Source organism: Actinoplanes sp. NPDC051388, assembly GCF_055586225.1.
In genome coordinates this window covers 204,254-231,181 of the sequence record NZ_JBVJIP010000007.1, presented here as the reverse complement: position 1 = coordinate 231,181, position 26,928 = coordinate 204,254, and the positions used below count along the sequence as shown (strand labels likewise).

Here is a 26,928-nt window from a genome sequence, read left to right as displayed (position 1 = left end):
GCAAGACCCTAGACGATGGTCAGCGCGGGCCCATCACGGCGGCCGGGTCCAGATCGAGAGCGCTCAGCACCGAGCGGGCGGCGTTGCGGCCCGGGCGGCCGCTGACGCTGCCGCCGGGGTGGCTGGTCGAACCGGTCAGGAACAGGCCGTCGATCGACGTGGCGTAGTCGGGCCAGCCGACCAGCCAGTCGCCGCCGGGCAGCTGGAACTCGCCGCCGTGGCAGGAACCGCCCAGGTTGTGGGTGTTGTGCGCGGCCACGTCGACCGGGGACTCGGCGCGCATCGCCAGGATGTCGTCCGGGTCCAGGCCGCCGGCGCGGGCTCGGACCAGCTGGACGATCTGCTCGGCGTACTCGTCCTTGGCCTCGGACCAGGGGCGGCCGTCGGCGCGCTCCCACGGCGCCACCGTGAGGATCTTGAAAGTGCCGGCGCCCTCGGGCGCGCGGGTCGGATCGACCACGGTCTGGTTCACCACCAGCAGCCATGGGTCGGTCGCGTCGGTCTCGCCGCGGTGGAAGGCGTCCAGCTGGCGCGCGATGCCGGCGGCGCCGCCGAGCCCGGCCGCGGCCGCCGGGGGAGCGCCCTCGAAGGTGAGGTTGCCGCGCAGCGCGGCGTGCACCGCGAAGACACTCAGCCCGGGCCGCCAGGCGGCGCGGGCCGCGGCCAGATCGTCCGGCACGTCGTCGAGCATCTCCGGCAGCTTCGTCAGATGGCCGCTGGTGACCACCGCCCGGCGGGCCCGCACCCGGCGCCCGTCGGTGGTGTCGACGGCCACCGCCCGCCCGTCGCGCACCTCGACGTGGCCGGCCGCGGCGTCGCACTCGATCGCGCCGCCGCGCGCCTCGAGCAGGCGGATCAGCGCGGCCGGCAGCGCGCCGGACCCGCCGACCGGGGTGGACCAGCCGAACCGCAGGCGCCCGGCCGCGATCGAGGAGGGCAGCACACCGGTGCCCGGCCGGCGCGGATCCTGGATGGTCGCCAGCGAGAACCACAACATCAGATCGCGGGTCGCCGGGTGGGCGAAGCGCTCGTGCACGACGTTCCAGGCCGAATCGGCCCGCAATTCCCGGTACGCGCGGGCCCCCGCCGAATCACCCAGGTCGAAGCCGGACGACCAGCGCCCGTGCACCGCCCCCAGACCGCCGGTCCACTCCTCGATCAGCGTGCGGAACGCCTTCGCGTCGTCCGGCGACCAGCGGGCGATCTCGTCCGCCGTGGCGTCCAGGTCGCGGTGCACGACGATCGGGTCGCCGTCGGCGCGCGGCAGCACCACCGCCGGGTCGGTGTGCACATATCGCAGGCCCCAGCGGGAGAGCAGACCGAGCTCGTCGTCGGCGAGCAGCGGGTTCGACTGGATCAGCACGTGCGCCGACGAGCAGGAGTCGTGCGCGAAGCCGGGCAGCGTGAGCTCCTCGGTCACCGTGTTCCCGCCGGGCAGCCGCCCGGCCTCCAGCACCTGCACGCTGAGCCCGGCCTCGGCCAGGTAGCCGGCGCAGACCAGCCCGTTGTGCCCGGCGCCGATGACCACGACATCCGCTTCCTCGAGGATCGCCATCGCCCGATCGTGCAACAACCGCAGTCGTTTGCATAGGCCTCAGCCAGCGAATATTTTCGTTCTTTCGAAATCGGTGCGCAAACGTTTGACGAGCAGTTGAGCCCGGTGCGCAGCGCACCCGCCACGTCCGGATGCGCACAGCCTGGAGGCCGGGACCCCCCTCGGGTCCCGGCCTCGATCGTGGATCAGCGGCCGCAGAGGGCGTGGTTGATCAGCGGGATGGTCAGGTCGGTGGTCCGCTCCGGCGCGCCCGGCAGCGGCTTCAGCGAGTCGGTGTTGAGCGTGATCGTGACGCTGCGAGAGCCGTCGCGGGTGGCGCCGTTGCGGGTCATGAAGCCCATGATGTCGCCGCCGTGGGACCACGACCCGCCGCAGTCGTTCGGCACGTACATCAGGCCGAGGCCGTAGCGGGCGCCGGGCCAGTTCGAGCGGAACTCGTCGCTGGTCGGCACCGTGCGGGTCATCTCGGCGAGCTGGGCCGGACGCAGCACCCGGCCGCCGAGCAGGGCACGGAGGAACCGGTTGGCGTCGCTCGGTGTGCTGATCATCTCGCCGGCCGCGCCGCCCCAGGACGGGTTCAGCTCGGTGGCGTCGATCGGCTCGCCGTACCGGGGGTCGTCCGGGGTGGCGCCCTCGCCGGGGAAGCGCTCGTAGCCCACCGCGTGCGGGTCCGGGATGCGGTGGTCCGTACCCGGGGTGAAGGTGTTTCTCAGGTTGAGGGGTTTGATGATGCGGCGCTGGACCTCCTGCTGCCAGGCGTGCCCGCTGACCCGCTCGATGATCATGCCGGCCAGCATGTAGTTGGTGTTGGAGTAGCTCCAGCTGGTGCCGGGCGCGAACTCGGGCTCGAACTTCATCGCGAGGGTGATCGCCTGCTCCGGCGTGAGGGTGTCGAAGCGGGTGCGCTGGAAGCCCTCCTCGGTGAACAGGTCGGGCAGCCCGGCCAGATATTCGGGTAGGCCGCTGGTGTGCTGCAGCACCTGGCGCACGGTGATCTTGCGGCCGTCGTTGCCGTTGCCGCGCACCACGCCGGGCAGCCATTTGTCGACGCTGTCGTCCAGTGCCAGCCGGCGCTCGCCGACCAGTTGCAGCACGGTGGCCGAGACGAAGGTCTTGGTGTAGCTGCCGATCCGGAACTTCGCGTCCCACGGCACCGGCGTGCCCGCCTCGACGTCGCCGAACCCGCTCCGGACCCGGATGTCGCCGCGCGTGGTGTCCAGCTCGGCGAGCACGCCCGGCGCGCCCTGGATCAGCATCGCGTCCGCGTCCCGCTGCAGAGTCTGCTGGAGGCGGTGGCCGTGCCCGGTGCCCGCCTCGGCGACCGGAACGGCGGACACGGCCAGAGCGGTCGCGACGGCGGCGACGCCGATGACTCTCTTCGATGTCTTCATGGGAGGAACGCTATTGACGATCTCCGCCGGGTCCCATCCCGCCTGCTACCGGAACGAGGTACCGCTGGCACTACCAGACCGGACCCCTCAGCTGAGCCGTCGCCCGGCATGATTGTCTGATGCGGACGGTGACCGGCCCGTTCGACGGCGAGACACCGGCCGACCTCACCCACGTGCTGCGCCGCGACTCCCGGCCGCCGGGCATCCTGCGCTACCGCGGACAGCTCGCCCGGCGTCGGTGGTCTTCAGCGCTCTGCTCAGCTGATCCGGAACACCGGCCAGCCGATCTCGGTGCGCCAGGCCGAGCTGTCCGCGGTGTCGCGCGGCCCGCACAGGTAGCGCTCGCGGATCGGGCCGGCCACGGCGAGCGCGTGCTCGGCGACCCAGCGGCCCAGCTCGCCGTAGGTCACGTCGATCGTGTCGTGCTCGCCGGCGTGCACGGCGACCGCCAGCTCGGCCTCGGGCAGCGTCGTCGCGCCCTCCGGAACGGGCAGGTAGACCAGCACGTGGCCGCGCCCGGCGGTGAACAGCTCGTTGTCGTAGACCCCGCCCGGCGGCCCGGCCGGCTCCGGCACCGCGGCGTCCAGTTCGGCCATCGCCCCGGAGTACCAGCTCAGCACGTCGGCCAGATCGACCGTGTCGGCGACCGCGGCGACCGTCAGCGGCGGCACCCGGCGCAGCTCGACGCCCAGGGCAGGCGGATCCGGCCGCAGCAGCCGGTGCAGCGACGTCACCGCGGCGCGGGTGCGTTCCAGCTGCTCCTCCAGCCGCCGCAGGTGGCCGGCGATCAGGCCGGACCGCTCGGCCGGATCGGGGGTGGCCATGATGTGCCGCACGTCGGCGAGCGGCACGTCCAGCTCGCGGAGGCGGTGGATCACCTGCGCCGCCGGGATCTGAGCGGCGTCGTAGTAGCGATAGCCGGTGTGGTCGTCGACCCGGGCCGGCGCGAGCAGCCCGCTCTCGTGGTAGCGGCGCAGCGTGCGGATGCTCAGGTGGGTGAGCTGAGCGAACTCGCCGATGGTGAGCGAAACAGGCACGGGTCGAGTCTTCACCCTCTCCCCGCGGGAGGGTCCACGATCGGCCCATGACCGATCAACTTCCCGCTCCCGTCCGCACCTATCTCGAGGCGACCGACCGGCGTGACTTCGACGCCGCGGTCGCACCCTTCGCCGCTGATGCCCTCGTCACCGACGAGGGCAAGACCTACCGCGGCATCGGCGAGATCCGGGCCTGGCGCCACGCGGCCGCGTCCGAGTTCACCTACACCTCCGAGGTCACCGGCGTCGACCGGCGGTCCGCGCGGGTGTGGGTCGTGACGATCCACCTCGAGGGCGACTTTCCCGGCAACGTCGTCGACCTCGATCAGACCTTCACCCTGCGCGGTGCGGAGATCGCCGAGCTCGTCATCGGTTAGTGATCACCAGGTTGTCGAAAGCGGCCGCGGCGTTGTAGACGCGCACCCCGGAGGCGCCCGAGGCATAGGAGCCGTCGGTGACCGTGATCTTCAGGGCGTCGTTCACGAAGACCCGCAGCGTGGTGCCGGCCGCCTCGACCCGCAGCCGGTACCGGACGCCCGGGGTGACGGTCAGCGGCGCCGAGCCGAGCTGCGTCCAGTTGTTGTTCGCCTTGCCCAGGATGACCCGTCCGGCCGGGGTGATGCCGGCGTAGTAGCCGCGGTAGCTGTCCGCGCCGACCGCCGCGGAGGTGGCGCGGAAGACCAGCCCGGCGTCACCCGTCCCGGCGGTGACGGTCACGTCGGCCTCATGGTGCGCGTTCCCGTGGTTGTCGTCGAGAAGCGACTTCCCGCCGTACGAGGCGGTGGTGCGGTATTGCCCGCCGGACACCGACCAGGACCCGCCGAACGTGCGCCGGCCGAACGCGTTGCCGTCTTCGAAGTTGTCCTTCACCAGCATGGTGACCCGCCGGATGGTGCCGTCCGGGTTGAAGTGCATCCGGTCGTAGGCGAGTTGGCGGGCGTTGCCGTCGGTCTGACTCAGCGGCCGCCGGTGATAGACGATGTACCAGGTGTCGGTGCCGGGGATGTTGAGCACCGCGTTGTGCCCGGCGCCACGGGCCACCGCGGCGTCCTGCGCGAGCACCTTGTCGAGGCGGGTGAACGGTCCGGTGGGTGAGTCCGCGACGGCATAGGCGACCGAGTAGTCCGGGCCGGTCCAGCCGCCCTCCGACCACATCAGGTAGTACCGGCCGTTGCGCTTGAACATCTGCGGACCCTCGACGTAGCCCGACGGCGTGATCTCCTTGAAGGTGCTGCCGTCGTCGAACCGGCCCAGGCTGGTCATGTCGGCGTTGAGCCTGGCCACGTTGGCGTGTCCCCAGCCGCCGTAGTAGATGTATGCCTGACCGTCGTCGTCGATGAACACGTCCTGGTCGATCGGCTGTGCGCCGTTGACGAACTGCCCGATCAGCGGGCGGCCGATCGCGTCGGTGTAGGGGCCTTCCGGCCGGTCCGCGACGGCCACGCCGATGCCACCGAGGGCGTCGTTGCTCTGGATGTCGTTGGCCGCGAAATAGAGGTGGTAGCGGCCGTTGCGCTGGATCGGGGCGGGCGCCCAGACAGCGTAGCGCGCCCAGCTCACGTTCGCGGTGGTGAGGACGTTCGGGTGCCTGGTCCAGGTGATCAGGTCGGTCGAGGAGAAGGCGTCGAGGTAGGTCTGTTCGGCGTACGGGCGGGAGGCGGTGGGGAAGACGTAGAAACGGTCGTTGTAGATCGCCACGTCCGGGTCCGCGTACCAGCCGTCGGCGAACGGGTTGCCCGCTTCGGCCGTGCTGTATTCCGGCAGCGCCGCGAAGGCGGGACCGGCGGGCGAGGTGACGGCGAGCAGGGCGACGAGGGCTCCGACGGCGACACGACCGGTCTGCTTCACGCTTCCTCCGGAGATACCGAGAGATAGATGAAGTCCGATGTTAGCCGATGGGCCGCCGGACAGGCTTGCCTCAGGCGGGCAGATCGCTCCAGTGGAACCAGCCGGGGTTGGGCGTGTCGCTGAACCAGTGCGTGAGTGACCCGTCGGTGTGCCGCAGCACCACCTCGAGGTCGAACCCGTAGCTCGCCTGGAGCAGCCCGACGACCTCGGCTACGCCGGACGCGAAGGTGCCGGCCGGCGACCAGCCGGCGCCCGGCACGTTCGGCCGCCGCCAGTGCTGCACCTGCTGACCGGCGACGACGACCAGCTCGAACGCGCCGACGTCGGTCTGCGTCGCGCCCAGGTTCCCCTCGATCATGAACGGCGGGCCGTCGGCGCCGGACCCGAAGGTCGCGATCGGCAGCCACGGCGTCGCCGGGCCGGGATCGCGGGCCCAGTGCTGCAACTGGCCGGTCTGCAGGACGCACACCACTTCCAGGCGGCCCTGCCCGTTCTCGGCGCGGTCGCCGATGCCCTGCCGGGACTGCACCAGCGCCGGGCCGCTGTGGCGCACCGCGACGCCGAACCGGGCACGCTCGAACCACTGGCCCGGCGGCCGGTCCCAGGGCGGGCTGTTCTGCCGGGTCCAGTGCGCCAGGGTGCCGGCCGAGGTGCCGACCACGACCTCGAAGTCGCCGGGCGCGCCGCGGTTGGACTGCACGAAGCCCGGCGTGCCGGTCGCGTCCGCCGGGCCGAAGCCCTGCGACCCCGCCGTGCTGCAGTTCCACGACCCCACGCCCTGCCGGAAGGTCCAGTGCCGCAGGCCGCCGGGCGTGCGCAGGGTGACCAGCTCGAAGTTGCGGTTGTAGGTGGTCGAGGACATCGCGGGCTGGGCGCCGAAATCCGCGTCACCGGCCACGTGGATGTCGCCGAACTGGCCGAGCTTCACCCAGCTGGCCTGGTTGAACTCGTAGAAGTACTGACGGCAGTGGTCGCCGTCGCGGACGACCAGTTCGAAGTTGTGGTGGCCGGGCCCGTTGCCGCTCTGGATCAGCCCGCCGGCATGTGCGCGCCGCTTGGACCACGGATCCGCGTTGGTGCCGGACAGCCCGAACTTCGGGTACGCGTCGATGTTGCACTCGCCGAAGCCGATCCGGAAGAAGCCCTGTTGGCCGCCGCCCGGTCCCCACGAGTTCTTGGCGATCCAGCACGCCTGCACGTCGTCGTAGCCGACGATCAGCACCACGTGGGTGCCGCGCGGGCTGCCGGCGACGTGCTTGTAGACCCCGGAGCCGCCGAACCAGTACCAGTCGAAGTCCTGGAAGACGTCGAACGCGGCGACGATCGGGCCGATCGTGTCGAGCCAGGTCTTCTGGTCGGCGTTCGCCACCGCCCGGGCGCGAGCGGGCAGGCGCACCGCCCGTCCCGGCCGGTCCGCCGACGCCGAGTACGGATGCGTGTACGGCGAATCGACCTCGCTGAACGGGAAGCAGTCGGGATCGGCCAGCCCGTCGGAAACGAAGAAGTCGAACACCATCGGATCCGGCCAGCCGCCCTGGAAGGCGTGCGAGTGCATGCCCTTCATCAGGTCGCCCTCGGACCGCACGCACCACACGTTGTGTTCGATCCGGACCATCGCCTCGACCAGTGCGGTCGGCGCGAAACCCCAGCAGAAGTTCGTCCAGGCCTGGTTCGTTGCGGTGGTGATGTAGTTCCGGCCGAACCGGTTGCGCCAGTCGACGCTCATCGCTTCTCCTCGTCCGCGCTCCGGTCCGGCGGGCGGCGTCGCGCCGCCGGGGCCGCGTCCCGGTCGAGCAGGCCGGCCTCGATGCAGGCCTGCGCCAGATCCGGGTCGGCGGGCGGGTTCTCGCGCAGCAGCGCGCGGAAGTCGGTCGGCTCGGCGTCGTCGCCCCGCGGGGTGTCCGGCGGCGGCGCGCCGCCGACCGGGAAGCGCGGTGGCTGCGCGTCGTCGTCGGTCGAGGTCTCCAGCCGCCAGGGCGCGCCGGCCTCGTCCAGGGCGCGACGCAGCTCCCGGGCGGTCAGCGGTTCCTGCGATTCGTCGGTCACGGGCCGACCCTAGCGACGGGGCACGCCCGGCGAACACGAAGCGTCCGAACACCGACTGCGGAGCGTCACACCCCGGCGGTCGACACCTCGACGCAGCAGGCGCCCGGGCGCGGGACCAGGCGCGCGTCGGCGCGCCCGGCGAGCAGCCCGGTGACGAACTCGAGGTTGAGCCCGCAGACCAGCTCGGTGTGCCGGGCCGCCACGGCTCGGAACGGGCAGTTGCGCAGCCGCACGGCCGTGCCGCTGACGTGTGGCTCGAAGCCCAGCCCGGCGAGCGCGCCGAACGTGTCGGCGCCCCGGGCGGCCAGCTCCGCGCCGCGCTGCCGGGCCACCCGCGCCGGCGCCCGGCCGGTGTCCACGGCCTCGGCGAGGATGTCGGCGATCAGCTCGTACCGCCGCTCGGGCATCGTGACCGCGAGGCCGTCGCCGACCGGCTCGTAGACCTTCGGGGTGCGGCCGCGGCCGCGCGGCCGGTCGGCGGGCGCCTCGTAGCGCGCGGTGAGCAGTCCGGCGTCGACCAGCTTGTCGAGGTGGAAAGCGGCCAGGCCGCGGGACGTGCCGGTCGCCGCGGCCGCCTCCTCGCGCGCCACCGGGTGGTCCTGCCTGCGCACATAGTCATAGAGCGCCCGGCGGGAGGCGTCGACCAGCTTCGCCAGGGTGCTCCAGCGGTCGTCCATGGCGGCAGATTATCACCAACGAGCGCTATTGAAATTACGCCGGGCGGGGTGCAGGGTGGAATGACGCGGGAAGGGATGGACCCCATGACCGATCAGCGCACCTTCGTCATCGTCGGCGCCGGGCTGGCCGGCGCCAAGGCCGCCGAGACCCTGCGCGACCACGGATTCACCGGCCGGGTGGTCCTGCTCGGCGCCGAGTCCGAGCGACCGTACGAGCGTCCGCCGCTCTCCAAGGGACTGCTGCTCGGCTCCGACGACCGGCAGTCGGTCTATGTGCACGAGGCCGGCTGGTATGCCGCGCACGACGTCGACCTGCGCACCGGCGCCACGGTCGAGGATCTGGATCGGCCCGCCCGCAGGGTGCGGCTGGCCGGCGGCGCGGAGATCGGCTATCACAAGCTGCTGCTCGCCACCGGCGCCACCCCGCGATCCCTGCCGATCCCGGGCGCCGGCCTGGACGGCGTACTCGAATTGCGCAGCCTCGCGGACAGCGACCGGATCTCCCGGGCGGTGGGCGACGGCACCCGCCTGGTGGTGATCGGCGCGGGCTGGATCGGCCTGGAGATCGCCGCCGCGGCCCGCTCCCGCGGCGCGCACGTCACCGTCGCGGAGACCGCGGACCTGCCGCTGCAACGGGTTCTGGGCGATCGGTTGGCGACCGTCTTCGCGGATTTGCACCGCGAGCACGGCGTGGAGTTCCGCTTCGGCGCGACCACCCGCGAGCTGCGCGGCGACGGCCGGGTCTCGCAGGTCGTGCTGGGCGACGGCCGGGTGCTCGACGCCGACCTGGTGCTGATCGCCGTCGGCGCCGCGCCGAACACCGGCCTCGCCGAGCGCTCCGGGCTGCCGGTGGACAACGGCGTGCTGGTGGACAGCGCCCTGCGCTCCGCGGACCCGGACATCTTCGCGGCCGGCGACGTCGCGAACGTCGACCATCCGCTGCTCGGCGCCCGGATCCGCGTCGAGCACTGGGGCAACGCCCTGCACGCCGGCCCGGCCGCGGCCCGCGCGATGCTCGGCGAGGACGTCAGCTACCACCGGCTGCCCTACTTCTTCACCGACCAGTACGACCTGGGCATGGAGTACGCCGGCTGGGTCCCGCCCGGCGCCGACGCCGAAGTGGTCCTGCGCGGCGACCTGAAGGGGCGCGAGTTCGTCGCGTTCTGGACCGTCGGCGGCCGGGTCGCCGCGGGCATGAACGTCAACGTCTGGGACGTCAACGACGCGATCCAGGACCTGATCCGGGCCGGCCTCAACGGCGCCAAGCATGATCCGGCCGACCTGGCGAACCCCGACATCCCGCTGGAGAGCCTGGCCCGCTGAGCCCGTGGCAGCATGATCGGCATGAAGCTTCTGCTGCCGGACAGCATCGACCTCGACCTGCCCGCCGGGATCGAGGGCATCGTCTACCCGATCGACCAGCCGATCCCCGCCGAACACGCGGACGCGGAGGCGCTCGTGGTGTGGGGCAACCCGGGGTGGCAGTTGCGGGACGCGGCCGAGCGGCTGACCGGCCTGCGCTGGGTGCAGACGCTCGCGGCCGGCCCGGACGCGGTGCTGGCGGCCGGCTTCGCGCCGGAGGTCGTGATCACCGGCGGCACCGGCCTGCACGACGTGACCGTCGCCGAACACGCGCTGGCCCTCACGCTGGCCGCGGCCCGGCGGCTCAACCTGCTGGTCCGCGCGCAGATCGGCCGCCGCTGGGCGCAGGAGTGGGGTGGCCTGCAGCCGGTCAGCGAGCCGGGCAGCTTCCGGACGCTGCGCGACGCGCGGGTCGCGGTCTGGGGCTTCGGCGGGATCGCCGCCACACTCGCGCCGCTGCTCGCGGCGCTCGGCGCCCGGGTCACCGGCATCGCGCGCAGCGCGGGGGAGCGGCACGGCTTCCCGGTCGTCACCGAGGCCGACCTGGCTGCCCTGCTGCCGGAGACCGACGTGCTGATCTCGATCCTGCCCGCCACGCCGGAGACCGAGCACGCCCTCGACGCCGAGCGGCTGGCGCTGCTGCCGGCGCACGCCTGGCTGGTGAACGTCGGCCGTGGCGCCACAGTGGACGAACGGGCGGTGCTCGACGCGATCCGGGGCGGTCGCCTGGCCGGCGCCGCGCTGGACGTGTTCGAGACCGAGCCGCTGCCGGTCGGCTCCGGCCTGTGGGACGAGCCGAACGTGATCGTCAGCCCGCACGCGGCCGGCGGACGCCCGATCGGGGCGGCGGCGCGCATCGCGGAGAACTACGCCGCCCTGCGCGACGGCGCCGCCCTGTCACACACGGTCAGCAGAGACCGCTAGGCCTTCGCGTGGTGGCGGACGGCGATAAGCTCGCGCGATGATTTTCGGGCGGCGGGCCAAGGACAAGCCGGCGGCGGCGATCGCGGCGTTCTGGGCGTGGTGGGCGACCGGCCGGTCGCGGGTCGAGCGGGCGATCGCGGACGGCCGGTGGGACGACGATCTCGTCGGCGAGTTCAGCGACCTCGTCGAGGCGATCGCCCCCGGCCTGGCCTGGGACTTCGGCGCGGGCACCCGGTCGAGGCATCTGCTCGTGGTCACCGCCGACGGCGACCGGTCACTGCGCGGCACCGCCGAGCGCTGGCTGCGGGCCGCGCCGGCGCCGGACGCGACGTTCGCCTTCGCGGCCGCGCGCCAGGCGATGCCGGCCGCGCTGGAGTCGCGGCTGGACATCGGCGGACGGCAGATCGAGCTGTCCGGCCTGCTCTTCGCGGCCGAGCTGGACGAGCAGGCGGTGCAGGTCGACGTGCGGGTGTGGCATCCCGAGTTCGCCGGGATGCCGCACGACTCGCGGGTGCGGATCGCCTTCCTGGCGCTCGACTGGTTGCTCGGCGAGGACGAGGTGGAGATCTTCATCCGGGAGATCGACGCCACCGCCGACAGCGGTCCCGCGATGTCCGCCAAGGAGCTGATGACCTCGGTGCAGGCGCTCACGCCGCAGTGGCAGTTGCTGAGCGGTGAGCGCGGCGGCCATCCGCTGGTGGCCACGGTCTCCGCGCCGCTGAAGGCGGCCCGCTTCCCGGCGGCGGACCTGCACGTGCGGGTCGACGTCCCGTTCCGCCGCGCGAACCCGGGCGGGCTGCCCGCCGAGGAGTCGCTGATCGCGTTGCGCGCCTTCGAGGACCGGGTCTTCGCCGACGAGTACGGTCCCGTGCTGGTCGCGCACGAGACCTCGAACAAACTGCGGACCTTCCACCTGTACGCGGAACGCCAGGCCGCCGCCGACGCGCTGGCGCCCCTGGTCACGTCCTGGCCCGAGGGTCGCGTCCGCATCACGGTGACCGCCGACCCGACCTGGGACGGCGTGCGCCACCTGCGCGCTTAGGCGAGAGCCCGCGCAGGAACACCGTGGTGATCGCGGCGGCGGTCGGCTCGACCCCGCGGCCGCCCAGCCCGCCGAGCCGGATGCGTGTCTTCATGCCGTCCATCAGGCTCAGGTAGACGTCCATCAGCGCCTCGCGCGCTGTGAGAGCGCTCGGAGTCGTTCCTCACTCCAGCAGGACGGTGACGGCCTCGGCGACCGAGGTGACGGTCCGGTCGGGCTCGTCGCTCGGGTGCGGCCGGGGCTGCACCCAGATGGTGCGCAGGCCGGCCGCGCGCCCGCCCGCGATGTCCAGCGGCAGGCTGTCGCCGATCATCCAGCCGCCGTGGTCCAAAGTCGCGCCGCAGCGCGCGGCGGCGATCCGGAAGATCCCCGGGTCGGGCTTGCGGATGCCGGCCTCGGCGGAGATCGCCCAGCCGTCGACCAGGCCGTCCAGGCCGGTGTTGCGGATCTTCGCGGACTGGTTGTCGGTCATCCCGTTGGTGACGATGCCGATCCGCCACCCGGCGCCGCGCAGGCGTTGCAACGCCTCGACGGTGGCGGCGTCGCAGGTCACCAGCTGGGGCAGGCGGCGGCGATATTGCGCCCACAAGCGGTCCGCGGGCTCGGCGAGGTCGAACGTCTCGCGGACGTCGGCGAAGAAGCCCTCCATCGGGCCGGACGAGCGGTCGTCGGCCAGATCGAGATAGGCGAGGGCGCTGTCGTCGAGGCGGTGGGCGAACACGAACTCCTCGGCCCAGGCGGCGAACGCCGCCCGGCGGTCGATCAGCGTGTCGTCCAGGTCGAAGAGGGCCAGCGGCATGCCACCACGGTAAGGCGTGGCATGCCGCCGGCGGGTCACTGCGGGGTGGGGCGGAAGCTCTGGGCCGCGGTGCCGTTGCAGGCGTACTGCACCAGTTGCACGCCGTCCGCGGTGCTCGCGGCCGGGACGTCCAGGCACTTTCCGCTGTTGCGGTTCACATAGTGGTAATTGCCGTCCGCCTCGGCGACCGGGAGCCATTGCTGATTGGCGCCGCCGCCATAGGTCCAGGTCTGGACCGGCGCGTTGTCGGCAGTGGACACATTGGTCACGTCGAGGGCCTGCGCGCTGTTGCCGCGGCCGTTGATGCGGACCTGGCCGTTGCTCGTCGGGACCAGTTCGAACTGCTGGGCGGTGGTGCCGTTGCACGCGTACTGCTGAATGGCCGTGCCGTTGGTGGTGCCCGCGGCGCGCGCGTCGACGCACTTCCCGCTGCTCTTGCTCACCAGCGTGTGCCACTGCTCGGCGGGCGGCGGTGGCGTCTCGCCGGATTCGCCGGCCAGCCACTTGATGCCCTGGATCAGCCACCGGTTCTGCTGGGCGCTCGCGAAGGTCGACGACTTACGCGTGTTGGTCTCGTAGTTCATGTCGTTGTGGCCGAAGTTGGTGTACAGCATCTTGTAGTTGCGGTTGGTCCAGATCAGCGGATAGAAACCGCTGCGCCACTGCTGGTTCGGGTCGGTGCCGACCGGGAAGCTGGACGCGTCGACCGAGGCCAGGATGTCGATGTCCGGGTTCTGCCGCAGGTCGCGGCTCCACGAATACCATTCGCTGACCGCGGACGGAAAGGTGGCCGGCAGGCCGGCCATCGACGGGTGCGCCGGGTCCTCGACGCGCAACGTCTCGGCGGTCGGCCCCCACGTGTTGGTGGCGAAGTTCCCGGACCCGAGGAACGTGTTGTGATACCAGCTCCACGAGTTCGCGTCGGTGGTGAACGCGCTCACGTGGAAACCGAGCCACCTGCCGCCGTTCTGCATGTATTGCTGGAACGCCGCGCGCCGATCGGCCGGCGGCCCGTCGTCCAGGAACATGATGACCTTGTACTGCGCGAGGCCGGTGGCGCTGAGCCGGCTCCAGTCGGTGGTCGCCTCCCAGGTGAAACCGTTCTGGGCGCCCGCCGCCGGAAACCACTCCTTGGCCTCCTTGGTGAAGTCGATGTGCGCCGCGTCCCACGTTCCGTTGTAGAACGCCAGGACCTTGAAAGGCGCCGCCCAGGCGGCAGAGGCGACCGGTACGAACACAGCGCCCACAAACGCGAGAAGGGCGGCGAGAACTGGCCGGAGCAGATGTCGGAGCACGGTGGCACACCTCGGGGGATGAGAGCGGTGGGGGGAGCGCGGCGCCGCTGGCACACATCCTCGGTCATCGATCCCCGGCATCACAAGGTAAACAAGCCTAATAGTTAAATTAACTTCCGATCTCTTCCGCGCGGGGGCTAGCACCCCCACGGGCCGGCGGGTCAGCAGGCTGGTGGGGTCCGGCCCCGGAATCCCAGACTTGGAGTCCCCATCCGATGTGGAACGAGGACTTCATGGACTTCTCTCGACGCCGGGCCTTCGCCCTGATCACCGCCGCCACCCTGGCTGTCTCGGCAGTCGGTGCCGTGCCCGCCACCGCCACCGCCACCGCCACGGGATCGGAGCGCGGCCGGCTGCGGGCCGCGCTCGACGACCTGACCGATCTGGGCGTGGTCGGCGCGCAGGGGGAGATCTCGGCCGGCCGCCGGGACGTCGTCGCCCGCAGCGGGGTCGCGGTGCGCGGCACGCACACGCCGATGCCGATGGACGGGAACTTCCGGATCGGCAGCAACACCAAGACCTTCGTCGCGGTCGTGCTGCTGCAACTGGCCGGCGAGGGCAAGCTGTCGCTGGACGACCCGGTCGAGCGCTGGCTGCCCGGCGTGGTGTCCGGCAACGGCAACGACGGCGCGCGGATCACCCTGCGGCAGCTGCTGCAGCACCAGAGCGGCATCCACAACTACACCGAGGACCTGGTGGCGCTGACCTCCGCCGAGGCCTATCGCGAGCACCGGATGGATCACTACGAACCCGGGGACCTCGTGGCCATCGCGATGGCGCACCCGCCCACGTCCGAGCCGGGCGAGCGCTGGGAGTACTCCAACACGAACTACATCCTGGCCGGGATGGTCATCGAGCGGGTCACCGGGCGGCCGTGGGCGACCGAGGTGCGAAACCGGATCGTGCGGCCGCTCGGCCTGCACGACACCTACTATCCGGGTGATCGGCCCACACCCGCCCGGCCCTTCGCGCGGGCCTATCAGCAGTTCGCGCCGGGCGGCCCGGCCGTGGACGTCACCGTGTTCAACGCCACCGCCGCGGACGCGGCCGGCGGCATGGTGAGCAGCACCGCGGACCTGACCCGCTTCTGGCGTGCGCTGCAGGGCGGCGAGTTGCTGCGCCCGGCGCAGTTCGCCGAGATGCACCGGACCGTTCTCGCCGACGGCATGCAGGACCAGTTGCCGGGCCTCCGGTACGGGCTGGGCATCTTCCACCTGCCGAACCGCTGCGGCGGCTACTGGGCGCACCCCGGCGACGTGCCCGGCGTGAGCACGTTCAACGGGGTGACGAGCGACGGCGGCAAGGCCGTGGTGCTCTACCGGACCACCGGTTTCGCCGACCAGGCGACGGCGGCGGCCGTCGACACCCGCGTCCTCCAGCTCGTGGACGACATCATCTGCGGGTGACCGGCATACTCGCCGGTCACGGTCTACGACGTGGCGTGAGCGGGCTCTGGGGCGCGCTGCAGGAGCGCCGTGGAGAGCCAGAGCACGCCGGCCGAGCCGATCAGCAGGCCGCCGAGATAGACCCCCTCGGGGACCGTCGTGCGCAGGGCCGCGGCGCTCAGGCCCGCGGCGTAGAGCACGATCGCGCCGCGGGGGAGCACCCCGGCCCGCCACGACGCGACCGCGAAGGTCAGCACCCCGGCCAGGAAGATCAGGGCCACCACCAGGAAGTACGGGCGGCCGGGGCCGGTCAGGATCTGCTCGCGGCCGGCGGCGTCCTGGAACTGCAGCACGGCGTGGGTGAGGAATTCGATGGCGAACAGGCCGCTCAGCCCGAGGTGGTTGAGCACGAAGCCGGCCAGGCCGAGCCGCCCGGCCGGAACGCGCTGGATCAGGTAGAACGCGGTCAGGGTGAACAGCAGCAGCGCGGTGGCCGGCGGGGCGAGCGCGTGCGTGAAGGCGTTCTCGGGCAGCAGGCCGGCCCGGCGGGCCGCGGCGACGATGGTCAGGAAACCGCCGATCAGGCCGGCGATCCCGGCGAGGCGGTAGAGCGTGTGGGTTGGCATGCGGTCACCGTGCCGGGGCCGCGTGGGGTGCGGACAGTGCCGTCCGGCCAAGACTGCCGGCCGGCGACCATGACCATCGGCACATGGCCTCCGCGAAGACAGAGGCTAGCCTCATGGACATGGCCGGGACCGCGCCTCCGCTGCGCTGGATGGCGTCGACGCTCTACGGCGCCGTGCTGCTCACCGGGCTCTATTTCAAGGCCGCCGGGCTGGCGCCGGACTGGTCGGCGGCCGCGCTCGCCGGGTTCGTGGCGGCGCTGCTCGGCCTGCTGGCGATCGAGCAGGTCGAGCGGCCGGGGCGGGGCGTCAAGCGGCTGGTGGCGCGCATCGTGCTGCTCGAGGTGGTCGCGGTGTGCGACACGACCGGATTCGGTGTGGCGCTGGCCATCGTGGTGCCCTTCTTCGCCTACTTCTCGCTGGGGCGGCGGTGGAGTGTGGGGCTGGCGGCGGCATACCTGGTTGCGGGTGTGGTCCGCGCGTCGCGTACCCCGGGGTGGAGCTCTGATCCGGAGATCGTGTCCGACCTGCTGATGTTCTTCATCGGCCTGGTGATCACCGTGGCGACCGCGGCCGTCGCGGCCGAGCAGCGGCGCAGCCGGCTGCGGGCCGAGGAGCTGGTGTCCGAGCTGAGCGCGGCGCAGCGGCAGGTGGCCGAGCTGAGCGCGGCGGCCGAGCGCAACCGGCTGGCCCGCGACATCCACGACAGCGTCGGCCACCACCTGACCGCGATCAGCGTGCAGCTGGCGAAGGCGGAGGCGTTCCGCGAGCGGGACGCGGCCGTCGCGGACCGCGCGGTGAGCGACGCGGGTCAGGCCGCGAGCCGGGCCCTCCGAGAGGTACGAGAGTCCGTCAGCGCCCTGAAAGCCGAGCCGTTCTCCCTGGTCACCGCCGTCACCACACTGGCCGACGGCCTCGACGACGCCGGCTTCCGGGTCTCCGTCGAGCTCACCGGCAGCGAGACCGGGCACGCCCGCGCCGACCTGGAGGCGCTCTATCGGGTGGCCCAGGAGGCGCTCACCAACGCCCGCCGGCACGCGGACGCCGACGCGGTGCGGGTGGCGCTGCGGTTCGCCGACGCGGCGGTGCTCGAGGTGGCCGACAACGGCCGCGGGTTCGCCGAAGCCGAAGCGACCGGGAACGGCTTGCGCGGCATGCGGGAGCGCGTCACCGCGCTCGGCGGCCGGCTCGCCATCGACTCCGCGCCCGGCCACGGCACCCGGGTGACGGCCCGGGTGGGTGGCTCGTGACCACGGTGCTGGTCGTCGACGACCAGGCGCTGATCCGTGAGGGCATCGCGTCGCTGCTGAGCATCGAGCCGGGCATCGAGGTGGTCGGCACCGCCGCGGACGGCGCGGCGGCGGTCGAACTGGCCGTGCGGACCCGCCCCGACGTGGTGCTGATGGACGTGCGGATGCCGCGGCTCGACGGGATCCGCGCGGCCGAGCTGCTGCGCGAACGCCTGCCGTCCTGCCGGGTGCTGATGCTGACCACCTTCGACGACGAGGAATACGTGCTGAGCGCGCTGCGCGCCGGCGCCGGTGGCTACCTGCTCAAGGACCTGCCCGCGCGGGAGCTGGCGCAGGCCGTCCGGCTCGCGCACGCGGGCGTGGATCAGCACGACGCGGCGGCGATCCGCCGGCTGGTGTCCGCACTGGACCGGTCCGCGCCGCCGGCCGGTCCGCGCCCCGAGCTGACCGAGCGGGAGTTCGCCGTGCTCGGGCTGATCGCCCGCGGCGCGAGCAACCGCGAGATCGCCGGCGAGCTCTTCGTGAGCGAGGGCACGGTGAAGAACCACGTCTCGCACATCCTGGCCCGGCTCGGCCTGCGTGATCGCACCCAGGCGGCGCTCTACGCCCGCGACAACGGCCTGATCTGAAGCCGTCAGGCCGTCGATGACGGCGTCGTCGAGCCCGTGATAGTCCACCGCGTCGGACCATCGGCAGGGGAGCCGGCCACTGAAGGGGATCTACTGCGCCTTGATGTACTGCGCCGGTGGCACGCCCACCATGGCGGCGAAGTCGCGGGTCAGGTGCGCCTGGTCGCTGTAGCCGAGCTCGGCGGCCAGCGCGGCCAGGTCGACCGGCGTGCCCTCGGTGGCCCGGGCGGCGGCCTCGTGCAGGCGGTGCCGCCGGATCACCCACTTGGGGCTGACGCCCACGTAGTCGGAGAACAACCGCTGCAGTCCGCGCACGCTCAGCCCGAACTCGCGGGCCAGGTCGTCCACCCGGCCGACCCCGGTGCGCGCCACGATCGCCGCGGCCAGCACGGCGGCCGGGTCCGGCTCGGCCGGCGCCCGGGCAGCCAGGAACTCGTCCAGCAGCGCGGCCGCGGCGCGGTCGTCGGCGGCGAGCACGGCGTCGGCGAGCCGCGAGCCGGCGGCGCCGAAGACGGCCTCGACCGGCCGGAACCGCCCGGTGATCGAGGAGACCGGCGCGCCGAGGAAGGGGTGGAAGCCGGCCGGGTGGAAGCGCACCCCGAAGACCCGGCCGGCGCCCTCGAGCACCTCGTGGAACGGCCCGCGCGGCACGCCCGCGACCCGGCAGCGGCCGGCCTTGAAGGTCACGTTGACCGCCGGGTAGGGCAGCACCGGCTGCCGGTGCGGCTGCCGGCCGCGCAGGTCCCACGCGACGATCCAGTAGTGCGCGACGAACGGCCACAGCGGCGGCGCCGCGTCGATCGTGCTGAACCGGAACTTCCGCAGGCCCTCGCCGGGGTTGAGGATCGCCGGCATCCGTTCAGGCTACCGTCGCGTTTCTTCAAGAGCGCCCGGCGTGGCCCCGCCTAGCCTTCCGGCCATGGAAGAAGCGCTCACCGAGACCGCGACCGTGCTGCGCGGCGTCGACCCCGCCCGCCTGGACGCACCGACCCCGTGCCGCGACTGGGACGTCCGCACCCTGGTCAACCACCTGCACCAGGTCGCGACCGCGCTCGCCCTCTCCGGCCGGGGCGAGCCGGTGCCGGGCGATCTGTGGCAGCGCGACCTGTCCGCCGAGTCCTTCGACGACGTGGCCAAGGCCGCGGTCGCCGCCTGGGCGCAACCCGCGGCGTGGGACGGCGAGGTGCGCTTCGGCGACTACCCGATGCCCGCCCGCGTGGTGGCCGCGATGCTGGTCAGCGACGTGGCCATCCACGGCTGGGATCTGGCCCGGGCCACCGGGCAGAGCTATCGCTGCGACGACGAGACCGCCGAGACCGCCCACCGGTTCGTCGCCGAGACCGGCGATCAGGGCCGGCAGATGGGCATCTTCGCGGCCGCGCTGCCGGTCACCGACGAAACGTCGCCCTTCGAGCGGGCGCTGTTGCTCAGCGGCCGCGACCCGCACTGGACCAATTAGTTCCGGACCAGCCGCCAGCGGTTGTCGGCGCTGCCGTTGTCCGGGTCCTGCACCGCCTGCGCGCCCCAGGTGGCCGAGCCGTTCAGCACCCCGAGCAGCTTGCCGCTGTTGACGTTGCGGATCCGGTGGGTGCCGTCGCCGTTGTCGACCAGCGTCCACCGGTGGTCCGCGGTGCCGTTGTCCGCCCACTGCAGCACCCGGGCGTTGTCGGTGGTGGACATGTTCTCCACGCCCAGCACCTTGCCGCTGTGCACGTTGCGGAACCGGACCGCACCGCCGTCGGTGACCAGCACCCAGTTGTGGTCCGCGGTCCCGGTGTCGCCCCAGACCACCGCCAGGCCACCGTCCGCTGTGGACATGTTCTGCACGCCGAGCACCAGCCCGGACGCGGCGTTGGTCAGCCGGTAGGTCGCCGCGGTGTTCCAGTAGACCGCGTAATTGAAACCCTGCGCGTCGTGGAACGGTCCGAGGTTCACCGCGGCGCCGCCGGCGGTCGCGGTGAAGGCCAGACTGCCGCTTCCGGTACGCGAGATCGACGCGACATCCAGCGCCGGCCGGGTGCTCAGCGCCGTGTTCCCATAGTTGCCGCAGAGCACGGCGGGCCCATAGGTGATCGCCTGCACGCCCGCGTCGTCGTTCGCGGACTTCATGATCACCCGCATCGGCAGGCGCACGCTGATCGTGTCGCCGGCCGCCCAGGTGCGGGTGACGGTGGCATAGCTGCCCGGCGTCGTGGCGATGTTCTGCACCTGCCCGTTGACGCTGACCGTGGCGCCGGACGTCCAGGCCGGGATGCGCACCCGGATGCTCCACGACCCGCTCGGCGCCCCGGACAGCGTGAGCGTGGTGGTGTCGCTCACCGGGTACGTGGTCGTCTGGGTGACCGTGATGCCGCGCTGCGCCCAGGTCAGCACCGACGGCACGAACAGGTTCACGGTCAGCGTGGTGCCGCTGAAGAAGTAGATCGAGTCCATCAGCTTGGTGTTGGTCTCCAGCCCGGTGCCCTGGCAGCACCAGAACGAGTTGTAGTCGGTGCTCCACGTGCCGCCGCCCCAGGCCGGCCCGACGCCGCGGCGGCCGCCCGGGTTGAGCGGCGTGAAGTAGGTGACGTGACCGTGCCCGTCGGCCGGGTTCTGCGCGCCGATCAGATGGTTGAGCAGCGCCGCCTCGTAGTAGTCGAAGTACGCCGCCCGCCCGGGGTCGAGCAGCCACAGCTCCCGCGTCAGCTCGAGCATGTTGTAGGTGTTGCACTGCTCGCAGGCGTCGATGGTCAGGTAGCCCGCGATCGCGTTCGGCGGCCGGAAGTGCTCGGCCTGGCTGTTGCCGCCGATCGCGTAGGTGTGCGCGTTCACCGTGATGTTCCAGGCGTTGGCGGCGATGTCGCGGTAGCGGGTGGTGCCGGTGGCCTTGAACTCGCGGGCGGCGCCGATCCACTTGGGCACCTGGGTGTTCGCGTGCAGGCCGTTGAGCTGGTCCTGACCGGCGGCCAGCGGGTTGAGCACGGCGGCGTGGTCGAACCGCTGCGCGACGGTCAGCCAGCGGGTGTCGCCGGTCTGCTGGCAGAGGTCGGTCAGCACCGCGCTCATGCCGCCGAACTCGGTGCCCAGCATCGCCTGCATCTGCGCGGAGCTGAGCCGCCCGGTGCGGGTGTCGACCCAGGCGGCGAGCGCGAGCAGCACCGTACGGGCCTGGGTGTTGCCCAGGTAGCGCCACGCGTCGAGCAGGCCGGCCATGGTCTTGTGGATGCAGTAGTAGGGGACGTTGCCGTTGGTCAGCGTGCGGTTCTCCACCGCCGTGATGTCGGCCTCCGGGAACCCGGAGAGGTAGCCGGCGGTGAACCCGGCGGCGGCGTTGTTGGCCTGGCAGCGGGCCAGTTCGGCCACTACGTAGTTCGCCTTGTCCCGGCAGGTGGTGTCGCCCAGCACCGCGTAGGCCTGTGCCCACGCGGTCAGGAAATGCCCCTGCACGTGGGTGCGGAACGGGAACGTGGGCGCGTCCCAGCCGCCGGTCGCCCCGGCGCCGCCGGTGGACAGCCGGTGGTTGGCCCGGAAGTTGTAGAGCAGCCGGTTCTCGTCGACGAAGCGCAGATAGCTCAGGGTCCGGGACTGGTTGTCCTGGAACCGGCCCGCGGTCAGCCGCACCTGGCCGAGCGGGAAGGGGTAGGCCGAGACACCGAGGTCGGGCCGGGCGGGCGGCAGCTCGTCGGCGAACGCGGGTGCGGCTTCGGCAAGGGCTCCCGCGGCGGAGGCCGTGGCGCCGATGGCGGCCAGCTGCAGGACATGACGTCGGGAGATGGGTGGGAGCGCTTCCATAGGCATTCGTCTATGTTGACCCCGCTCCGGCCCGGCGGCCCCCACGAATGTGGGAACGGCCGTTCACGCTTGAGAATGTGATATCACTTTGATACTGTCTAGAAATCATCGACACGACGGAGGCCGCCATGACCGAACACCTCGATCTGCCCACGCCGCAGGTGCGGGAGCGCGTTGCCCGGGGCGTCTCGGGCTGGCCGATCCTCGTCGTCTCCGTCGTGGTGTTCGTCCTCGGCGTCGCCGTCTTCTTCATCGGGGTGTGGCAGGCGGAGACGGCCGTCGTGTTGAGCCTCGTCGGACTCAGCGTCCTGCTCGTGCTGGGCGCCCTCATCGCCGCGGCCGGTCTCACCCCGGTCGCGCCCGGCGAGGCCCGCGTCGTTCAGCTCCTCGGCCGCTACACCGGCACCGTCCGCACCGACGGGCTGCGCTGGGTCAACCCGGTCACCGCCCGGCGCAAGGTCTCCACCCGCATCCGCAACCACGAGACCGACGTGCTCAAGGTCAACGACGCCGACGGCAACCCGATCGAGATCGCCGCCGTGGTCGTCTGGCACGTCGAGGACACCGCCCGCGCCGTCTTCGAGGTCGACGACTTCATCGAGTTCGTCGCCATCCAGACCGAGACCGCGGTCCGGCACATCGCCAACAGCTATTCGTACGATTCGCACGACACGACCCTGATGTCGCTGCGGGACAACGCCGACGAGATCACCGCGCGGCTGTCCGAGGAGATCGGCGTGCGGGTCGCCGCGGCCGGCGTGAAGATCATCGAGTCCCGGCTGACCCGCCTCGCCTACTCACCCGAGATCGCCCACGCGATGCTGCGCCGGCAGCAGGCGAACGCCATCGTCGCGGCGCGCGCCCGCATCGTCGAGGGCGCGGTCGGCATGGTCGAGATGGCCCTGCTGCGCCTCGCCGAGAACCACGTCGTCGACCTCGACGAGGAGCGCAAGGCGGCGATGGTCAGCAACCTGCTGGTGGTGCTGTGCGGCGATCGGGACGCCCAGCCGGTCGTCAACGCGGGCACGCTCTACGCCTGACCAGATGGCCACCGAACGCAAGAAGCTCCTCCTCCGGCTGGACCCCGCCGTGCACGACGCGCTCGCGCGCTGGGCCGGCGACGAGTTCCGCAGCACCAACGCCCAGATCGAATATCTCCTGCGCCAGGCGCTCGCCGACGCCGGACGCCTGCCCGGGGGAGTCGGCCGGATCCGCAAACCCGGCAGGCCCCCGGCCGCTACCGACCCGGAGGAATGACATGGCCATACCCGAGAGCACGCCCCAGCGCATCTATCTGCTGGCCTACGACCCCGAGCGGGGCCGGGTCCGCTTCGGCACCCACCTCGGCCTGATGCTCCGCGCCGCGGCCGCCGCCGACCTCCGCCTCCAGGGCCACCTCACCGACGAGCGCGGGCGCGCCACCCTCAAGGCCCGGCGCGCCACCCACGATCCCGTCCTGGACGCGCTCCTCGACGAGATCGCGGCCTCGAAGCCGCGCAAATGGCAATACTGGCTCGACCGCCGCCAGAGCGCCACGGTCCGCGCGGTGCGCACGCAACTCAGTGACGGCGGCTGGGTCCGCCTCGAGTCTCGCCGGATCCTGGGGCTGTTCCCCGTGACCCGGGTGACGATCCGTGACACCCGCGTGCGCAAGGCGCTCCTCGGCCGGGTCAGCGGCGCCCTGAAGACCCCCGTCGACCGGGTCGATCCCGCCGACGTCGCGCTGGTGGCCATCATCTCCGCCGCGGACCTCAAGCTGGTCCTCGACCGCGGCACCCGGCGAGCACACAAGCAACGCATCAAGCAACTCATCCACCGCAGCGGACCGATCGGCCCGGCCGTGCGCGCCTCGATCCGCGACGCCGCCGCGGCCGCCGCCGGCTAATCACCGATCTCGTCGACCTGGGCGAACGGGCGGTCGACGTTCCAGGCCACGTGAATGATGAAGCTGTGGTTCGGCTCGTTGAAGTAGACCGCCAGGTTGTCCGGACTGTTCTGCACCGTGGCCACCTCGAAGCCGTTGGCCGGGGTCGCGGTGACCACGGTGACCCGCCCCTCCCGGATCCGGATCACCGTCTGCCCGCCGTCCACCTGGAACGACCGCACATAGGTGTCCACGCCGGCGCCGTCGGTGGTCACCGTCCAGCCGTCCACCACCCGCGTCTCGACCTCCGAGGTCCGGGACGTGGTGGGCGGCGGTGACGACGACGGGGGCGATGTCGGCCGGGAGGTCTTCGCGGGCGACGACGTCTCGTCATCGTCCGGGGCGGCCGGCGACTGGGCCGGGGGTGTGGTGGCCGCGGGCCGGGTGGGCACCGAGGGGGACGGCACCGGCGGCAACGGGATCGGGCTGCCCGCCCCGGAGCGGCGCAACTGGTCGGCGGAGATCAGCCCGCTGTCGTCACCGGTGGCCGTGCGCAGCACCGGCAGCATGGCGACCGAGGCCAGCACGATGCTGGTCAACGTCGCGGCGAGCCAGCCGGCGAGCGGCGCCCACCTCCGGGGAGATCGCACCGGGCCATGCTCTCACCTTGATCGCGGAGAGTCCTAGGGTGTGTGCCATGGCGCTGATCCTGCTGGTCGAGGACGACCGGAACATCACCGGCGCGCTGGTGCGCGCGCTCGGCGATGCCGGGCACGTCGTGCACCCGGTCGGCCAGGCCACCGAGGCGCTGAAGATCCTCACCGAGCGGCAGCCCGACCTGGTCATCCTCGACCTCGGCCTGCCGGACATCGACGGCGCCGACGCGCTGCGGATGATGCGGCAGGTGTCCGCGGTGCCGGTCATCGTGGCCACCGCGCGGCGCACCGAGGCGGACATGATCAGCCTGCTGGACGCCGGCGCCGACGACTACGTGACCAAGCCGTTCTCGGCCGGGCAGATCCTCGCGCGGATCTCCGCGGTGCTGCGCCGGGCCCGCACGGCGCCGGACACCGCGCCCGCCGTGATCACCGTCGGTGACCTGGCGATCAGCCCGCGGCAGCGGCAGGCCACGCTGAACGGCGTCCCGCTGCAGCTCACCCGGCGCGAGTTCGACGTGCTGACCTATCTGGCCGAGCGGGTCGGCGAGGTGGTCACCCGGCGGGAACTGCTGGCCGAGGTGTGGAACCAGAGCCACTTCGGCGAGGAGCAGACCATCGACGTGCACGTCTCGTGGCTGCGCCGCAAGCTGGGCGAGACCGCCGCGGCCCCCCGATATCTGCACACCGTGCGCGGGGTCGGTGTGATGATGGCCGAGCCGCGGTGAGGCGCGCGCTCAACTGGCTGGCGCTGGCCATCACCGGCATGGTGGCGCTGGCCTTCCTGGTGCCGCTGATCGTCGTGACCCGGCAGATCGCCCACGACCGGGCGATCGGCGAGGCCCGGCAGCAGGCCTCCGCGATGGTCGCCGCGCTGGCCGTGCAGGCCGACCCGCAGCTGCTCACCGTCGCGGTGGCCAGCACCGTGGCGGGCAGCGCCGGGCGGCTCGCCGTGCACCTGCCGGACGTGCCGCCGATCGGCGCCACCCACGTCACCGAGGAGGACGTGTCGCTCGCCGACCGGGCCCGCCGCCCGGTCACCGCGACCGCCGTCGGCGGCCTGGCCTATCTGCAGCCCAGCGTGCTCAGCGACGGCCGGGCGGTGGTGATCGAGGTGTACGTGCCGGACGAGGAGATGTCCCGCGGCGTCTGGCCGGCCTGGCTGGCACTGACCGGTCTCGCCGTCGTGCTGGTCGCCGGGTCCCTGCTGATGGCCGACCGGCTCGGCGCCCGGCTGGTGCGGGCCACCCGTGAGCTCGCCGGCTCCAGCCGCCGGCTCGGCGCCGGCGACCTGACGGTGCGGGTGGTGCCGTCCGGCCCGCCCGAGTTCCAGGACGCCGCGCAGGCGTTCAACTCGATGGCCGACGACCTGCGCCGGCTGCTGGACAACGAGCGCGAGCTGGCCGCCGACCTGTCCCACCGGTTGCGCACCCCGCTGACCGCGCTGCGGCTGGACGCCGACTCGATGCCGCCCGGGCCGGTGGCGGATCGGATGCGGCAGGCCTGCGACATGCTCGACGACGAGCTCGAGCAGATCATCACCGCCGCCCGGTCGGGCGTCGCCTCCCGCGACGGGCAGACCTCCGACCTGGTCGAGGTGCTGGCCGACCGGCTGGCCTTCTGGTCGGCCCTGGCCGAGGACCAGGGGCGGCCGTACGACGTGCGCGGCGGCGAGCGTCCGGTGTGGGTGCCGGTGGAGCGTGGCGAGCTGATCCTGGCCGTGGACGCCTTGCTGGGCAACGTGTTCGCGCACACCCCGGAGGGCGCGGCGTTCCGGTTGAGCGTCTCACCGGCCGGGCTGCTGGTCGACGACGCCGGTCCGGGCATCGCCGACCCGGCCACCGCCGTGCGGCGCGGGGTGAGCGGCGCCGGGTCGACCGGGCTGGGCCTGGACATCGTGCGGCGGGTGGCCGAGGCGACCGGCGGGCGGCTGGCGGTCGATCGCAGTCCGCTGGGCGGGGCCCGGATCGGGCTGCTGCTCGGGACGCCGCCGCCGGCGGTCGGGGAAGCGTCCGTGCGGCCGGCGGGACGGCGCCGCCGGCGTACCCGATGACTGGTGGTCCGGGGTTTCATGATCCCCTCGGGCACTTTTAAGGCTCCTTTATGAATGGGCTGGATAGCTTCCTGCGGTCAGTAACCGGACCTCACGCAGGGAGACCCCAGTCATGCGCAGAGCGATCGCCTATCCACTGGTCGCGATCGGAGCCGCCGCCGCCTCGACCGTCGTGGTCGCCTCACCGGCGCTCGCGCACGGATACGTCTCCTCACCGCCCAGCCGCCAGGCGCTGTGTGCCTCCGGCGCGGTCGCCGGCTGCGGGCAGATCCAGTTCGAGCCGCAGAGCGTGGAGGGTCCGAAGGGCCTGAAATCCTGCGACGGCGGCCTCGGCCAGTTCTCGGTGCTGAGCGACGAGGGCCGCAACTGGCCGGCCAAGTCGGTGAGCGGCAAGGTCACCTTCACCTGGGTGATGACCGCGCGGCACCGGACGAGCAACTGGGAGTACTTCGTCGACGACCGCAAGGTCGCCACCGAGGACGGCCGCAACGAGCAGCCGGACGCGGTGGTCAACCACTCCGTCGACCTGAGCGCGTTCCCCGGCCGGCACACGGTGCTCGCCGTCTGGAACATCGGCGACACCGGGAACGCGTTCTACAGCTGTGTCGACGTGAACGTCGGAGGCGGGGGGGGGGGGGGGGGGTCCCCCCCCCCCCCCCCCCCCCCCCCCCCCCCCCCCCCCCCCACCCCCCCCCCCGTTGGGGGGGTAGCCCAGCGCCAC

General features: G+C 72.4%; 27 protein-coding genes. 14 read left to right on the top strand and 13 right to left on the bottom strand.

Features of this window, described 5'->3' with window-relative positions; translation table 11 throughout:
- Nucleotides 1-19 precede the first annotated feature (19 nt).
- The 3 genes from ACZ6TI_RS19690 to ACZ6TI_RS19680 all read right to left on the bottom strand — a co-directional run bounded on the left by ACZ6TI_RS19690 (nt 20) and on the right by ACZ6TI_RS19680 (nt 3,983).
- On the bottom strand, nt 20-1,555 hold the full coding sequence (locus tag ACZ6TI_RS19690) for a phytoene desaturase family protein (protein WP_465346524.1): 1,536 nt from the start codon (nt 1,553-1,555) through the stop codon (nt 20-22).
- 185 nt (nt 1,556-1,740) lie between these two features.
- The gene (locus ACZ6TI_RS19685; protein WP_465346523.1) at nt 1,741-2,946 is read right to left on the bottom strand and encodes a serine hydrolase domain-containing protein; all 1,206 of its coding nucleotides are present in this window, start codon (nt 2,944-2,946) and stop codon (nt 1,741-1,743) included.
- A 257-nt stretch (nt 2,947-3,203) separates the two neighbouring features.
- Complete coding sequence (locus tag ACZ6TI_RS19680) at nt 3,204-3,983, bottom strand: MerR family transcriptional regulator (protein ID WP_465346522.1); 780 nt, start codon at nt 3,981-3,983, stop codon at nt 3,204-3,206.
- 47 nt (nt 3,984-4,030) lie between these two features.
- On the opposite strand from ACZ6TI_RS19680, the gene ACZ6TI_RS19675 reads away from it, so the two are divergent.
- A complete protein-coding gene (locus ACZ6TI_RS19675; RefSeq protein ID WP_465346521.1) occupies nt 4,031-4,360 on the top strand; it encodes a nuclear transport factor 2 family protein in 330 nt (109 codons plus the stop codon).
- On the opposite strand, the gene ACZ6TI_RS19670 is transcribed toward ACZ6TI_RS19675, so the two are convergent.
- From ACZ6TI_RS19670 to ACZ6TI_RS19655, 4 genes are all read right to left on the bottom strand, one after another.
- Entirely contained in the window at nt 4,350-5,831 is a 1,482-nt protein-coding gene (locus tag ACZ6TI_RS19670; RefSeq protein ID WP_465346520.1) for a glycoside hydrolase family 43 protein, read from the bottom strand. The two genes, ACZ6TI_RS19675 and ACZ6TI_RS19670, sit on opposite strands and share 11 nt — an antisense overlap.
- 70 nt (nt 5,832-5,901) lie before the next feature.
- Entirely contained in the window at nt 5,902-7,557 is a 1,656-nt protein-coding gene (locus ACZ6TI_RS19665; protein ID WP_465346519.1) for a C1 family peptidase, read from the bottom strand.
- Entirely contained in the window at nt 7,554-7,877 is a 324-nt protein-coding gene (locus tag ACZ6TI_RS19660; protein WP_465346518.1) for a hypothetical protein, read from the bottom strand. The genes ACZ6TI_RS19665 and ACZ6TI_RS19660 overlap by 4 nt, the downstream gene beginning before the upstream one ends.
- Nucleotides 7,878-7,942: 65 nt before the next feature.
- Complete coding sequence (locus ACZ6TI_RS19655; RefSeq protein WP_465346517.1) at nt 7,943-8,554, bottom strand: helix-turn-helix transcriptional regulator; 612 nt, start codon at nt 8,552-8,554, stop codon at nt 7,943-7,945.
- 84 nt (nt 8,555-8,638) lie between these two features.
- On the opposite strand from ACZ6TI_RS19655, the gene ACZ6TI_RS19650 reads away from it, so the two are divergent.
- From ACZ6TI_RS19650 to ACZ6TI_RS19640, 3 genes are read left to right on the top strand one after another with little or no spacing between them, the layout of a single operon-like run.
- Nucleotides 8,639-9,877 (top strand): NAD(P)/FAD-dependent oxidoreductase, encoded by a 1,239-nt coding sequence (locus ACZ6TI_RS19650; protein WP_465346516.1) that lies wholly within the window; start codon nt 8,639-8,641, stop codon nt 9,875-9,877.
- A gap of 21 nt (nt 9,878-9,898) precedes the next feature.
- Nucleotides 9,899-10,840: an NAD(P)-dependent oxidoreductase gene (locus tag ACZ6TI_RS19645; RefSeq protein ID WP_465346515.1), complete on the top strand. Its 942-nt coding sequence runs from the start codon at nt 9,899-9,901 to the stop codon at nt 10,838-10,840.
- Between the two features lie 37 nt (nt 10,841-10,877).
- On the top strand, nt 10,878-11,882 hold the full coding sequence (locus ACZ6TI_RS19640; protein WP_465346514.1) for a DUF695 domain-containing protein: 1,005 nt from the start codon (nt 10,878-10,880) through the stop codon (nt 11,880-11,882).
- A gap of 163 nt (nt 11,883-12,045) precedes the next feature.
- On the opposite strand, the gene ACZ6TI_RS19635 is transcribed toward ACZ6TI_RS19640, so the two are convergent.
- Nucleotides 12,046-12,681, bottom strand: a complete 636-nt coding sequence (locus ACZ6TI_RS19635) for an HAD family hydrolase (RefSeq protein ID WP_465346513.1) — start codon at nt 12,679-12,681, stop codon at nt 12,046-12,048.
- Between the two features lie 35 nt (nt 12,682-12,716).
- Nucleotides 12,717-13,976, bottom strand: a complete 1,260-nt coding sequence (locus ACZ6TI_RS19630) for a ThuA domain-containing protein (RefSeq protein ID WP_465346512.1) — start codon at nt 13,974-13,976, stop codon at nt 12,717-12,719.
- Between the two features lie 233 nt (nt 13,977-14,209).
- Here ACZ6TI_RS19630 and ACZ6TI_RS19625 point away from each other — a divergent pair, with 233 nt between their 5' ends.
- Nucleotides 14,210-15,382, top strand: a complete 1,173-nt coding sequence (locus ACZ6TI_RS19625) for a serine hydrolase domain-containing protein (protein WP_465346511.1) — start codon at nt 14,210-14,212, stop codon at nt 15,380-15,382.
- 23 nt (nt 15,383-15,405) lie between these two features.
- Here the strand turns inward: ACZ6TI_RS19625 and ACZ6TI_RS19620 are convergent, their stop codons facing one another.
- Nucleotides 15,406-15,987: a hypothetical protein gene (locus tag ACZ6TI_RS19620; RefSeq protein ID WP_465346510.1), complete on the bottom strand. Its 582-nt coding sequence runs from the start codon at nt 15,985-15,987 to the stop codon at nt 15,406-15,408.
- Nucleotides 15,988-16,106: 119 nt separating this feature from the next.
- On the opposite strand from ACZ6TI_RS19620, the gene ACZ6TI_RS19615 reads away from it, so the two are divergent.
- Together ACZ6TI_RS19615 and ACZ6TI_RS19610 are read left to right on the top strand one after the other, a co-directional pair.
- On the top strand, nt 16,107-17,234 hold the full coding sequence (locus ACZ6TI_RS19615) for a sensor histidine kinase (protein ID WP_465346509.1): 1,128 nt from the start codon (nt 16,107-16,109) through the stop codon (nt 17,232-17,234).
- Nucleotides 17,231-17,863, top strand: a complete 633-nt coding sequence (locus ACZ6TI_RS19610) for a response regulator (protein ID WP_465346508.1) — start codon at nt 17,231-17,233, stop codon at nt 17,861-17,863. Before ACZ6TI_RS19615 ends, ACZ6TI_RS19610 begins: the two co-directional genes overlap by 4 nt.
- A gap of 90 nt (nt 17,864-17,953) precedes the next feature.
- On the opposite strand, the gene ACZ6TI_RS19605 is transcribed toward ACZ6TI_RS19610, so the two are convergent.
- Entirely contained in the window at nt 17,954-18,718 is a 765-nt protein-coding gene (locus ACZ6TI_RS19605; RefSeq protein WP_465346507.1) for an AraC family transcriptional regulator, read from the bottom strand.
- 64 nt (nt 18,719-18,782) lie between these two features.
- On the opposite strand from ACZ6TI_RS19605, the gene ACZ6TI_RS19600 reads away from it, so the two are divergent.
- Nucleotides 18,783-19,322, top strand: coding sequence for a TIGR03086 family metal-binding protein (locus ACZ6TI_RS19600; protein WP_465346506.1), 540 nt, complete (start codon nt 18,783-18,785; stop codon nt 19,320-19,322).
- Here the strand turns inward: ACZ6TI_RS19600 and ACZ6TI_RS19595 are convergent.
- Nucleotides 19,319-21,634: a beta-L-arabinofuranosidase domain-containing protein gene (locus ACZ6TI_RS19595; protein WP_465346725.1), complete on the bottom strand. Its 2,316-nt coding sequence runs from the start codon at nt 21,632-21,634 to the stop codon at nt 19,319-19,321. The two genes, ACZ6TI_RS19600 and ACZ6TI_RS19595, sit on opposite strands and share 4 nt — an antisense overlap.
- A gap of 128 nt (nt 21,635-21,762) precedes the next feature.
- Between ACZ6TI_RS19595 and ACZ6TI_RS19590 the strand changes: the two genes are divergently transcribed.
- From ACZ6TI_RS19590 to ACZ6TI_RS19580, 3 genes are read left to right on the top strand one after another with little or no spacing between them, the layout of a single operon-like run.
- On the top strand, nt 21,763-22,674 hold the full coding sequence (locus ACZ6TI_RS19590; RefSeq protein ID WP_465346505.1) for an SPFH domain-containing protein: 912 nt from the start codon (nt 21,763-21,765) through the stop codon (nt 22,672-22,674).
- A gap of 4 nt (nt 22,675-22,678) precedes the next feature.
- Nucleotides 22,679-22,891: a type II toxin-antitoxin system antitoxin gene (locus tag ACZ6TI_RS19585; protein WP_465346504.1), complete on the top strand. Its 213-nt coding sequence runs from the start codon at nt 22,679-22,681 to the stop codon at nt 22,889-22,891.
- Between the two features lies 1 nt (nt 22,892).
- Entirely contained in the window at nt 22,893-23,519 is a 627-nt protein-coding gene (locus ACZ6TI_RS19580; protein ID WP_465346503.1) for a GOLPH3/VPS74 family protein, read from the top strand.
- Here the strand turns inward: ACZ6TI_RS19580 and ACZ6TI_RS19575 are convergent.
- Nucleotides 23,516-24,148, bottom strand: a complete 633-nt coding sequence (locus tag ACZ6TI_RS19575; protein WP_465346502.1) for a DNA mismatch repair protein MutL — start codon at nt 24,146-24,148, stop codon at nt 23,516-23,518. The two genes, ACZ6TI_RS19580 and ACZ6TI_RS19575, sit on opposite strands and share 4 nt — an antisense overlap.
- A 47-nt stretch (nt 24,149-24,195) precedes the next feature.
- Between ACZ6TI_RS19575 and ACZ6TI_RS19570 the strand changes: the two genes are divergently transcribed.
- From ACZ6TI_RS19570 to ACZ6TI_RS19560, 3 genes are all read left to right on the top strand, one after another.
- Nucleotides 24,196-24,882, top strand: coding sequence for a response regulator transcription factor (locus tag ACZ6TI_RS19570; RefSeq protein WP_465346501.1), 687 nt, complete (start codon nt 24,196-24,198; stop codon nt 24,880-24,882).
- A complete protein-coding gene (locus tag ACZ6TI_RS19565) occupies nt 24,879-26,207 on the top strand; it encodes a sensor histidine kinase (RefSeq protein ID WP_465346500.1) in 1,329 nt (442 codons plus the stop codon). The genes ACZ6TI_RS19570 and ACZ6TI_RS19565 overlap by 4 nt, the downstream gene beginning before the upstream one ends.
- 112 nt (nt 26,208-26,319) lie before the next feature.
- Nucleotides 26,320-26,928, top strand: a 609-nt coding sequence (locus ACZ6TI_RS19560) for a lytic polysaccharide monooxygenase auxiliary activity family 9 protein (protein WP_465346499.1), incomplete at its 3' end; no start/stop codon positions are given.